This window comes from Candidatus Aeolococcus gillhamiae, from assembly GCF_016464765.1.
Lineage (GTDB): Bacteria > Chloroflexota > Dormibacteria > Aeolococcales > Aeolococcaceae > Aeolococcus > Aeolococcus gillhamiae.
This window is the reverse complement of sequence record NZ_JAEKNS010000150.1, coordinates 1-11,355: the sequence shown is the minus strand read 5'-3', so window position 1 is coordinate 11,355 and position 11,355 is coordinate 1. Positions and strand designations below refer to the sequence as shown.

General features: G+C 63.2%; 11 protein-coding genes. 9 read left to right on the top strand and 2 right to left on the bottom strand.

What is annotated here, in order from left to right; genetic code table 11:
• The 9 genes from JF886_RS15325 to JF886_RS15285 form a co-directional block, all read left to right on the top strand.
• Window positions 1-358, top strand: a 358-nt coding sequence (locus tag JF886_RS15325; RefSeq protein WP_337314000.1) for a transposase, incomplete at its 5' end; no start/stop codon positions are given.
• A 150-nt stretch (window positions 359-508) separates the two neighbouring features.
• Entirely contained in the window at window positions 509-1,294 is a 786-nt protein-coding gene (locus JF886_RS15320; RefSeq protein WP_337313997.1) for a class I SAM-dependent methyltransferase, read from the top strand.
• 1,049 nt (window positions 1,295-2,343) lie between these two features.
• The gene (locus JF886_RS15315) at window positions 2,344-3,003 is read left to right on the top strand and encodes a YczE/YyaS/YitT family protein (protein WP_337313995.1); all 660 of its coding nucleotides are present in this window, start codon (window positions 2,344-2,346) and stop codon (window positions 3,001-3,003) included.
• A gap of 431 nt (window positions 3,004-3,434) precedes the next feature.
• The gene (locus JF886_RS15310; RefSeq protein ID WP_337313993.1) at window positions 3,435-4,292 is read left to right on the top strand and encodes a transporter substrate-binding domain-containing protein; all 858 of its coding nucleotides are present in this window, start codon (window positions 3,435-3,437) and stop codon (window positions 4,290-4,292) included.
• 141 nt (window positions 4,293-4,433) lie between these two features.
• Entirely contained in the window at window positions 4,434-5,114 is a 681-nt protein-coding gene (locus tag JF886_RS15305; RefSeq protein ID WP_337313991.1) for an amino acid ABC transporter permease, read from the top strand.
• 2 nt (window positions 5,115-5,116) lie between these two features.
• Window positions 5,117-5,770: an amino acid ABC transporter permease gene (locus tag JF886_RS15300; RefSeq protein ID WP_337313989.1), complete on the top strand. Its 654-nt coding sequence runs from the start codon at window positions 5,117-5,119 to the stop codon at window positions 5,768-5,770.
• Window positions 5,767-6,504: an amino acid ABC transporter ATP-binding protein gene (locus tag JF886_RS15295; RefSeq protein ID WP_337313987.1), complete on the top strand. Its 738-nt coding sequence runs from the start codon at window positions 5,767-5,769 to the stop codon at window positions 6,502-6,504. The genes JF886_RS15300 and JF886_RS15295 overlap by 4 nt, the downstream gene beginning before the upstream one ends.
• 173 nt (window positions 6,505-6,677) lie before the next feature.
• Window positions 6,678-7,799, top strand: coding sequence for a mandelate racemase/muconate lactonizing enzyme family protein (locus tag JF886_RS15290; RefSeq protein WP_337313985.1), 1,122 nt, complete (start codon window positions 6,678-6,680; stop codon window positions 7,797-7,799).
• Between the two features lie 96 nt (window positions 7,800-7,895).
• The gene (locus JF886_RS15285) at window positions 7,896-8,588 is read left to right on the top strand and encodes a GntR family transcriptional regulator (RefSeq protein WP_337313983.1); all 693 of its coding nucleotides are present in this window, start codon (window positions 7,896-7,898) and stop codon (window positions 8,586-8,588) included.
• A gap of 140 nt (window positions 8,589-8,728) precedes the next feature.
• Here the strand turns inward: JF886_RS15285 and JF886_RS15280 are convergent, their stop codons facing one another.
• Together JF886_RS15280 and JF886_RS15275 are read right to left on the bottom strand one after the other, a co-directional pair.
• Window positions 8,729-10,114 (bottom strand): aldehyde dehydrogenase family protein, encoded by a 1,386-nt coding sequence (locus JF886_RS15280; RefSeq protein WP_337313982.1) that lies wholly within the window; start codon window positions 10,112-10,114, stop codon window positions 8,729-8,731.
• A 298-nt stretch (window positions 10,115-10,412) separates the two neighbouring features.
• Entirely contained in the window at window positions 10,413-11,297 is an 885-nt protein-coding gene (locus tag JF886_RS15275) for a dihydrodipicolinate synthase family protein (protein WP_337313980.1), read from the bottom strand.
• Window positions 11,298-11,355: the final 58 nt, after the last annotated feature.

Genomic DNA, 11,355 nt, shown 5'->3' with positions numbered 1-11,355 from the left:
ACCATCCAGAACGCTTCATTCGCGCCATGCCGCGACCTCCAGCGCTGCCGACAGCCGTGTGGATCAACCCGCCCGCACCGGTGGTGACGATGGTTCAGTAATTCCCGACGCGAGGTGTCTCAGGGGGCTTGACAACTTCCGCAGCGCCATCGACGGACGCACCATCCGCCACCCGGGGTATGCGATGAGCCAGCGGGTGCGCAAACGTGTCGAGGAGATCTTCGGCTGGACAAAGACGGTGGGCGGGGGCCGCAAGCTGCGCTACATCGGGCAGCGGCGCAACGAGATGTGGATGATGCTGACGGTGGCCACCTACAACGTGGTGCGAATGGCCAACCTGGAACTGGCGGTGGCCTGAGGAACCACCCCTCAGGATCCGGGCGAGTGAACTGACCCACGTCGCGGACGCGAGTTCGCTCCCCTATGGGCCGACACCGCTCCCCCCGCCGAAGATCGCGGCCGCCGAGGGACGGTTCTTCATCACCCTGCTAATCAGATGGCGACTTCGTTGACAAATGCCGAGCGAATCGCGAGCTACTACACGGCGACAGCGACAGCGTATCGGGACCTCTGGGTACCGCTCCTGCGGCCGGCGGGCCTTCGACTGCTTGAAGAACTGCCGTTGGGCGAGGCGCGGCAGGTTGTTGACGTTGGAACCGGCGTCGGGACTCTCCTTCCCCATCTGCGGAAGGCTGCACCACGCGCCGTCATCATCGGTGTCGACCCAGCCGCCGGCATGCTTGCGCTGGCACCGCGGGACTTTCCATTGGTCGTCGCCGACGTTACAAACCTGCCATTGATCGCAGGGGCATGCGACGTGGCGGTACTCGCTTTCATGCTCTTCCATGTATCGGATCCTGTCGCCGCGCTCCGAGAGGTCAGGAGAGTGCTCGCCGCTGATGGCGCAATTGGGCTCACCACTTGGGGGTCGGCGGGGAGTTTTCCCGCCGAGGATATTTGGAATGAGGAACTCGACGCTCACGGGGCGCCACCTGATCCGGCGCAGTCGACATACGCCGTGATGGACACGCCCGAAAAGGTCACTGGATTGCTCGCTAGCGCCGGGTTTCGCACGCTGTCGTTACACCTTGAGCCTTGGCGCCAGATCATGACGCCGGACCAGGTCGTTGCGCTGCGGACCAGTATCGGTGCGCCAGCCCGACGGCTGGCGGCACTGGACCCGGAAATCCGCGAGGTCTGCGTCAGTCGTGCTCGTGAGCGTCTATTGGGGTTGGACGAGGCTGCGCTAACCGACAGAGACGACGTCATCTATGCGACGGCTACCCCGAACTAGAAGGGTCGCCACGGCCTAGCTTCCTGCGGGCGCCCGCGTTCATCTGCCGTCGGTGTCGATCTGCGGCCGCGGACCATCCCCCACGTCCATGGACGTCCACCCATATGTCTAGCAAACGTCCGCGGGAAGTTAGCAAGAGAGGATTCGAACCCACCGCGCCAGCTATAACGGTGTGGTGTATTCGCTGACGCAGAGCGACTGCGGCGCCCAACAGTGGCGCCTTCCGGGGACATCCGATCGCCCATCGCCCCCGAACCAGTTATCGCCAACCATGGCTGCTACGGTGGCCATTTAGGACCCAAACGCATCGACATCGCCAGACACTGGATACCCCAGGACATCACGACCGCCGCCAGATTCGTATTCAGAACGGCCCCTAACGTCCCCCCGCGACACTCCGCATCACCCTAGTCGACGCTCTCGAAAAGCGGTGAGGTGAATAGCCTCCGTGGGTTCGAATCCCACCCTCTCCGCCACCCTCTCCGCCAATTTCGTATTCAAACTTGATATCTCAACACTCAGTAAAGCTGCCCCAGGATCGAGTCTATGGTGGCCGCTTGGGCCCGGCTGAAACGCGTCAAACTAGTTTCGGTCCACCGTGGCCGTTTCTACTCGTATTCGGAATCAGCCCGTCGGAGCACATGCGGAGGCGAGAGCCGCTCGCCAAGAGCGGTGCGGTGACTCGCGGGGGCGTTGACGACCCGCCCCGGCCGGACGTCTTCCGCCTGAACATCGCCGTGAGTAGGCAGACGTATGAATCGCTGTTCGACACCGGCTTGGAGCACGATTTCACCGCGCCGCCACACCGCCCTCGGCAACCTCAGTCCAGCAGACTACGAAGCCCGCCACACCGCTCTGTGCGCGGGCTAAGGAAAAGTGTCCGTCAAAGCGAGGCATGCCCATTACCGCTCCGGTACCCCGGCGCAAACTCGGCACTTGCTACCAAGGTCGACCAGAACACCGCCTGCGTACGATGAGTGGCCGTGTCCGCAACCACTACGCCACCCGCCCGAAGGACCGAGGGAATCCGTCGCCTGCTCGGACCCCGTATGGTAGTTCGCTTCCTGAGCCTTCAGGCTGGACTGTTCTGTTTCGGGGTCGGCATTCCGCTGACGTTACAGGCGCATTTGGGGTTGTCGCCTTGGGACGTACTGCACCAGGGCATTTCGCGTCACACCCCACTGACGATCGGACAGGCGAGCGAGCTCGTCGGCCTGATCATCCTGCTCGTCGCCTGGTCGCTGGGCACCCGCCCTGGCGTTGGCACCCTCAGCAACATGCTTCTGGTCGGCTTTTGGATCGACCGCGTCATTTCCTGGGGCTGGATCCCCGATGCGAACGCAGCGCCGTTGATGGTGCGCTTCACGATGCTCGCCGGCGCCCTGCTGCTCTTTGGCATCGGGAGCGGAGCCTACATTGCGCCGCGGCTCGGCGCCGGCCCCCGGGACGGCATCATGCTGGCATTGGCACGGCGAACGCGGCGCCCTGTGGCGCTCGTGCGCGGCGGCATCGAATCCTCGGCCTGCCTACTGGGTTTCCTCTTGGGGGGCACGGTCGGCGTCGGCACCCTGGTCATCGGGCTTCTGCTCGGGCCCTCGGTGCATGCCGGACTGCGCCTCTTTGGGTTCGATCTTCACGCGGTGGCGCCAACAGTTGGCGCCGAGCGCGGGGCGGTCCGAATCGAGGATCCCCTGGCGGAGGGTCTCTGAGGAAACATCTCGAGGTCCTCGCCGGTCTCTCGCGCTCGCGGAACGGTCGCCGGCATCCACCAGCGACACCCACCGGCGCGAGCGAAGCACCGCGACCGCGCCGGCCAGCCCGGCGGCACCGCCACCGACCACCACCACGTCATAGCTGTCACTGATCTCATCCATGAGGAGTGTGTGCTCGCGTCGGGGCTACGACGCGGTCGGAGCGTCAGCCTGTTCCGAGGTTCCCCAACGGTCCGCCGGCCGCCAGAGCGCCCCCATGTTGATTCCCCCGATGCGCAGCCATCGCCGGAGTGCGAGCACGGGGTCGGTCTCAAGGAGGCCCACGCCGGTAGACACCGCATAGGTAGACACCGCATAGAATGTTACTGTAGTGTTCCAGTAGAAGGCCTCTCCAGCTTGCCCAGACCCCCTTAGGAGGAACGGACGCCATGCCGATCGGAAACCACCGCCACCTGCCGTTCAAACCGGTCGGTTTGCTCGCAGCCGCAAGCTTGCTTGTGATCAGCGCTTGCGGAAGCACGGCGTCTTCGGGGAGCGGCGTTGCACCCGACCAGATTGCTCAGGCTTCCACGCTTCAGTCCGTACTGCACAAAAATGAACTGCGAGCAGCACTCTGCTTGGACTATCCACCGTTTGGGCTGTCGAGCAGCTCGGGCGCCCCCGAGGGCTTCGATGTGGACGTCGCGGCTGCGATGGCCAAGGCGTTGGGTGTAAAGCTCACCGTGGTCCCCACGACGCCCGCCAATCGCATCCCGACGCTCCAGACAGGTAAGGCCGACGTCGTTCTTTGCACGATGGATCCCACGAGCGAACGAGCGAAGACAGTCCTCTTCAGCAACCCCTACGTTGTCGGTGGCCAAGTGCTCTTGAGTAAGAAGGGGAGTGGAATCAATAGCGCCGCCGACCTCTCAGGCAAGACGGTCGCAGTCATCAAGGGTTCCACCAATATCGCAGCGCTGCAAGCGGCCAACTCAAAGGCGACCGCCCAAGCGTTTGACGACGAGAGCGCAGCAGTGCTCGCCGTAAAGCAAGGCAAGGTGGACGCCCTGGTCGACTATTCGCCGTTTCTCGGCTACGAGGTGAAGCAAGACCCCACCTTGCAGGTCACGAGTCAGTCTGTTGTGCCACTTGAGTACGAAGGCCTAGCGATCAAGCAAGGCGATGGTGTTTGGCGCGACTGGATCGATCAGTTCCTACTAAACAGCAGTGTGGACGGGACTCTCCATGATCTCAATGTCAAGTGGATGGGCATGCCCTCTCCTTACAGTCTGACTCCCTCTCAGTAGGGGCGCTCGTGCACGTCGGGCGGAGCCGTCTGGTTGTGGGCCTGCAGCCTGCAACTGGCGGCGCCTTCCCGGCCGTCGTAGAACGCGATCAGCGGAGGTGCCGCGACTCTTCGAGGGTTATGCAGTGAGCGAGAGGATCGTATGGACGTAGGGTATTACCTTCGGCTTCTGCAGGAGTCCCTCCCCGCATTCGGAGCCGCCGCTGCACGGACTCTCCTTGTCTCCGCTCTCGCCTTCGCTCTTGCCGTTGCACTGGGAATAGCGGCTGCAGTCGGCATGGCAAGTAAGTTCCGCGGGTTAAGGTGGGCGTTAGCGGCGTACGTTGAAGTATTTCGGGATACGCCTCTCCTTCTACAAATCTTCATCGCGTACTTCGCCACTCCGGCATTGGGCCTCAACCTCAGTCCATTCCAAGCCGGCGTGGCAACACTAGCGCTCAATGGTGCAGCGTACCTCGCCGTGATCTTCCGCGCCGGCCTGTCGTCGATACCGCACGCGCAGGCAGAATCTGCCTTCGTTCTCGCGCTGACGCCTTGGCAAACCTTTCGCCGGGTGTTGCTCCCCCAGGCTGCCCGGAGTGTGTACCCCGCGGTTGTGAACCAGCTCATCATCATCATCCAGAGTTCTGCGCTTCTCTCGGCTATCTCCTACGACGAGATCACGTCAACGACCCTCCTGCTGAATGCGCAGACGTTCGAGACGATGATTCTTTTCAGCTTCGCCATGATCGCATACCTACTTCTCACGGGATTCGTGTCGATCTCGTCAGGGGTCATCGCGAAAGTGGTTTTCCGGGCGCCGCTTGGGCGACAGGGCAAATAGTCGTGCAGTGGAGCGTCATTACGGATTCATTGCCAACCCTCCTTTTCGGCTTAGGGGTGACGGCCTTGCTGTCCTTGTCGACCATTGTGCTGGCGACACTGCTTGGCTTGGCGGTCGGGACGGCCAGGGCCGAGCGAGTTCCGGTGGTTAGTCCGCTGCTCAGAATCTACATTGACGTCTTCAGAGGGACCCCCTTGATTGTGCAGATGCTATTTGCATACTTCGGGGCGGCGTACCTTGGCTTCGGAGACATTCCGCCTTTTGCTGCGGCCCTCATGGCCCTGGTGCTGTGCGAGGGAGCCTACATCTCGGAAATTGTGCGCGCAGGCGTCGAGGCGGTACCCATCGGGCAAAGAGAAGCCGGCGCGACCCTGGGCCTGACGGGATTTCAGATTTGGCGGAGAATCGTCCTTCCGCTGGCTAGGAATGTATCGCTGCCGCCACTCGTTGGCCAGTACGTCGCACTGGTGAAGGACACCTCTCTCGCCTCTGTGATCGGGGTTAGCGAGTTCCTTCAGCAGGGACAGTACATCGTCGGACGAACCGCGAGACCGCTGGAAGTCTACTCGGCCCTCACCGTCGGCTATTTCTTGATCTGCTTCCCGATGTCGGTTTTTGCAAAGTCTCTGCAGCGAAGGAGGCTCGTGCCCTCGTGATTGATGTTCGAGATGTCAGTAAGAGCTTCGGAGACACCGCCGTCTTGCACAATGTGACCCTGTCGGTTGACCGGGGCGAGGTGGTTGTACTCATCGGACCCAGCGGTTCCGGAAAGAGCACCTTGTTGCGGACGATCTCTCTGCTCGACAGACCGAACCAGGGAACCATCACTGTCGACGGGGTTTGCGTGTTCGGTCCCGACAAAGCAGGAGGAGCCCGGGGCGCCCGAAGCGGGAACGTAGGAATGGTGTTTCAGCAATTCAACTTATTCCCGCATCTGACGGCTCTGGGTAATGTGACGCTTGCACTGCGGCTAGTCAAGAAGCTGTCCAAGCGAGAGGCCGCCGAGTTCGCCGGGGCGGCCCTAGCGCGCGTCGGACTAGCAGACAAGGGGCATTCGTACCCTTCTCAACTGTCTGGTGGACAGCAGCAGCGCGTGGCCATAGCGCGTTCTCTGGCGATGGAGCCCGCGGTCATGCTCTTCGACGAGGTCACATCTGCGCTTGATCCCGAACTCGTTTCCGAGGTTACGCATGTTATGCGCCAGCTGGCGAAAGACGGGATGACGATGATCGTCGTCACGCACGAGATGAAGTTCGCGCGTGAGGCGGCCGACCGTGTGGTCTTCATGAACGAGGGTCGAATTGTGGAAGAAGGGCATCCGGAGGCCATCTTCACCGATCCGACTCATGTGCGGACGCGTCAGTTTCTCCACAGGGTTCTGGACGTCTGATGCCGAACCATAATGGAAGCACAGACCGTGCGACTGCGCCAGGCCGCGACCTCAGATCCCGCGTTTGTCAGACGAATCCGTAGCTATGGAGCACGGCAATCATCCGCCCATCAACACCTGCAAGGGCCCGGCAGCGAGTCGATGACGCGCTCCAGCCTTGCTCGGAGGACAAAGTGAGTATCGCCAGCACGGTCATCACGAGGCTAGACGTTTACAACTTCGATCTCACCTACGTCCACGGGGAGTACGCCTTCTCCGGTGGCCGTGTCGTGAGCAGCCTCCCCAGCACTGTGGTGGCCGTCACCACAGCGGAAGGCCTCCGTGGCTTCGGAGAAGTCTGTCCTCTCGGCCCGGCATATTTGCCGGGGTTCGCCGGGGGTGTGCGAGCGGTGCTGTCTGAGCTCGGCCCTCATCTCATCGGGCTCGATGCCGCCAATCTGGGTGTGCTGAACGACGTCATGGACAGCAGCGTTCTCGGCCACGGATACGCCAAGAGTCCCGTGGACATCGCCTGCTGGGATCTGCTTGGCCAGTCGACCGGGCAACCCTTGGCCACACTGTTGGGCGGGCTGCGCCAACAGTCCTTCCCTCTCTACATGGCTGTGCCGTTCGGATCACCGGAAGAGATGGCCCAGTATGTTCTGGACCGCCGAGCGGAAGGTATCCACACATTCCAGATGAAAATCGGGGGGCGGCCAGCGGACGACGAGGAACGCGTCGCTGCGGTCGTGGCGGCTACCGACAAAGATGACGTGATCATCGCCGATGCCAACGGCGGATGGCGGCTGCAGCAGGCCACGGTCGCGGCTCGTCTGCTTCAGCCATTCCCACGGACTTACCTCGAGCAACCATGTCCGACGATCGAGGAGTGCCTGGCCCTCCGACGGCTGACAAGTCTTCCCATGGTCCTAGATGAGGTGATCATCGATGTCCAGTCCCTGCTTCGAGCATATACGGCCAACGGACTCGATGCGATCAATCTCAAGATCAGCAGGGTGGGCGGGCTGACCAAGGCCAAGCTCATGCGAGACCTTGCCGTCGACCTCGGCCTCTCCGTGACGATCGAGGACACTTGGGGCGGCGACCTCACCACCGCGGCGGTGAGCCACCTCGCCGCGAGTACGCCATCAGAGGCCCTCTTTGCGGTGTCGTTCATGAACGACTGGACGGCGGAACACGTCGCCGATTACCAGCCACGATCGCACAACGGACGAGGTAGTGCCTCCGGGAGCCCTGGCCTGGGGACGGAAGTGGATACGGGCCTCCTGGGTGAGCCACTATTCAGTTTCTCTTAACATTGTGCGCGCTGATGCGAACGTTATTCCGGAGGCGAGCAATGCTCGGAACGCGCCTTCATGGCACACCCTCGCGTGCGCTCATGTTAGCCAGACATGCTGAGAGTGGGCGACGAAACTGAAATGGCAGGAGCAGTCAGCATCAGGCGGCCGAAGGTCGATCAGGACAGCCTACGCGAGCAGATGCTGAGGGCGATCACAGCGTCTCTGGTTACTGGGGAGATGCGCCCAGGAGTGATGTACTCGGTGCCGGCGTTGGCCGAGCGTTACGGCGTCTCTGCGACGCCAGTCCGCGAAGCCCTGCTGGATCTAACCAGGCAGGGATTCTTCGAACCCGTGCGCAATCGCGGTTTCCTCGTCACCGAGACATCTGAAGTCGACTTAGACCACGTCGCTGAGCTCCGCAAGCTGCTGGAGGTCCCGAGCGTCGGGCGCATCGCTGTGCTCGCCGACCGGGCAGACGTCCTGGCGCTCAAGCCGCTCGCCATTGCGATTGAGAAGGCGGCCGCCGCAAGGGAGGTGACGTCCTACCTGGAGGCCGACACTCGTTTCCACCTGGCCCTCCTGGGCCTCCTAGGGAACCAACACCTCGTTGAGATTGTGGCGCAGTTACGCAACCAAGCACGGCTCTATGGCCTGATCCCCTTGATTCAGCAGGGCCAGCTAGCGACCTCCGCACGTGAGCATCGCCTGCTCCTGCGAGCAGTCGCCGATGCAGATGCGAGCGGGGCTCGAAAGTTGATGGCTCACCATCTCACGCTCACGCGGGGACTGTGGGCAGGGAGATGATCAAGTGTCATTGCCGGCCCACATATGCAGCCGCCGTCGTTGGATGAGGTGGTTGGGATCACAGCCGAGATACCAACACCGATGCTCACGCGGTCACATCAAGAAGCGTCACTGGCGCCAACTCGTTCAGGATCGTCGTTCTACCCAGCACCAGGGGCGATGGTGATTGTGCGAATTGAGCTGTAGAAGGCCATCCCGGCTTTCCCCTGTTCACGCGGACCGTGGCTTGAGGCCTTCTCTCCCCCGAAGGGGACGTAGAAGTCCACACCTGTCGTTGGGGCGTTGACTTTGATCAGCCCAGTGTCCAGGGTCGAGACCGCCTTCAGCACGGTCCCGAGGTCGTCGCCGTGTATCGAGGTGACAAGGCCGTACCGCACCTCATTGCAGATCCGCACCGCCTCATCGAGGGATGCCGCCGCAAACACAGTGACGAAGGGGCCGAAGGTCTCCTCGCACGCCAGGCGGTGCTCGGGAGCGAGGCCGTCGACGACGGTGGGCGCAAGAAACCAGCCGTCAGCTGGCGGCGGGACAGTTCCGCCCGCGAGGACACGCCCGCCCGTCCTACGGGCCTCTTGGGTGGCGCTTACGACCGCATCGCGGGCGGCCTCGGTGATCAGTGGGCCAACGCTCGTGCCGGTCTCCGAGGGGTCGGCCGGCGCGAGCTTCTGAACGGCTGTCACCAAGGCGTCCGTGAAGGACCCCGCGTCCCCCACCACCAGCACGCGGCGAGTGGCTGTGCACTTCTGACCTGCGAAGCCCATAGCAGCTCCCGCCAGCATCGCTGCTGTCTGCTCCACGTGGGCGTCGGGGAGCACAATCGCTGCGTTCTGGCCACCCATCTCCGCCTGCACCGGCACGCCCCGGCCTGCTGCTGCGACCGCGACCGAGCGCCCGACACCGGACGAACCGGTGAAGGACACGACGTCGGCCGCATCCAGAAGCGCGCGAGCTGTCTCTGCCTCTCCCGGTAGGATCCTGAACAGATTCTCCGGCAGTGCGTCAGCGAGGATTTGTTCCAGGAAACGCGCGCACGCCAGGGCCTGGGTGGAGGGCTTGAGCAGAACCGCGTTCCCGACGGCAAGGGCCGGTGCCGCCTTCCACAGCGGGATCGCCAGCGGGAAGTTCCAGGGGGTGATAAGACCAGCAACCCCGTGGGGGCGGCGCTCCGTGTACAGCAGGCCGCGGCCGGACGGCGGGTAGGCGTCGCCAACCGGGTCCAGGGTCTGCTGCGCGTAGTAATGGAGGATCGCGACCGAGCGAGCCACTTCGCCGCGGGCCTCCAGTCGGGGCTTGCCGACCTCGCGCACGATGAGGTCCTCGAGCTGCGCCGCGTGGGCTACTAGCCCGTCACCGGCGATTCGCAACGCGGCCGATCGACCCGCCGCTCCCGCGACCGCCCATTCTGCCTGCGCGGTTCGAGCCCGCGTCGCCGCTGCCTGGACCTCGGCCGGCGTTGTGGTAGCGGCTTCGGCGACGACATCCGCGGGCTGTTGGGGCGAGCGACTGACCAGCCTCTGCTCGCTCATAGCGCTACGGTCGCTCGACCGGTCGCTGACAGGTCGGGAGTGTAGTGCGCAGCCCTCATGATCCACCGCCGGCGCGCCGGGCCGCAGGGCCGGCCGAGGGCTCGTTCCGTTCGACGACTCCACGAATGGCGCACAGTTCTGATCAACGAATCCTCCGCAAGCAACGTCGTGAGTCCCGGCACTGGAGCTACCTGTTCACAGGACAAGCGCGGGTTGATGCCCCGGCCACCCGCTGACACGACAGTGGACATGCGTCCCAGCCGCGTTTCATCAGCATGCCCGGCGAGCTGGCAAGGCATCAGACGCCGAGTTCGGAAATGACCTTTTGGGTCACGTTGCGGATGTACTCCTCGGTCTCCGGAAGCAAGGGCATGCGTGGCGGTCGGGAGGCGCCTCCGTAGCGACCAACGACGTCCATTGAAAGCTTGATCGCCTGCACGAACTCCGTCTTGGAGTCCCAGCGTAACAGCGGGTGCAAGGTGCGGTACAGCGGGATTGCGGTGGCCAAGTCCAAGCTTACGGTAGCCTCATACAGTGCCACACACGCTTTCGGTAGAGCATTAGGGTAGCCGGCAAGCCATCCCTTCGCGCCGGCCAGGCCGATCTCCAAGACGACGTCATCGGCGCCGATGAGGATGTCCAGCCCCGGCGCCACCTCGGCAATCTCGTACGCGCGGCGAACGTCTCCCGTGAACTCCTTCACAGCCACGATGTAGCCTTCGCCGTGCAAGCGGGCCAGAAGCGACGGGACCAGGTCGACACGGGTGTCCAGTGGGTTGTTGTACGCACAGATTGGCAGCCCCGCCCTAGCCACCTCTGCGTAGTGGTGCATTACGGCACGCTCGTCGCCGCGGTAACCGTTGGGCGGCAACAGCAGCACGGCATCGGCCCCAGCCTCGGCCGCCTGCTCGGCCCAGCATCGCGCCTCCGCGGCACCGTACGCACCGACACCAGGCATCACGTGAAATCCCTCAGGTGACGCCTCTACGGCTGCCCGTACGACAGCCGACCGCTCCTCGGGGGTGAGCACCTGGTACTCACCGAGTGACCCGTTCGGTGCAACGCCGTGGCATCCATTCTCGGCCAACCAACCAACGTGCTCCTGGTAACGGTCCAAGTCGACCTTGAGATTCTCCGTGTACGGTAGGGCCGTAGCGACGATAACACCATGCCAAGGTTTCATCTGAAGTCATCTCCTGGAAGGTCGTGGCAGACGGACCACCAGTAACATGTCACGCGAC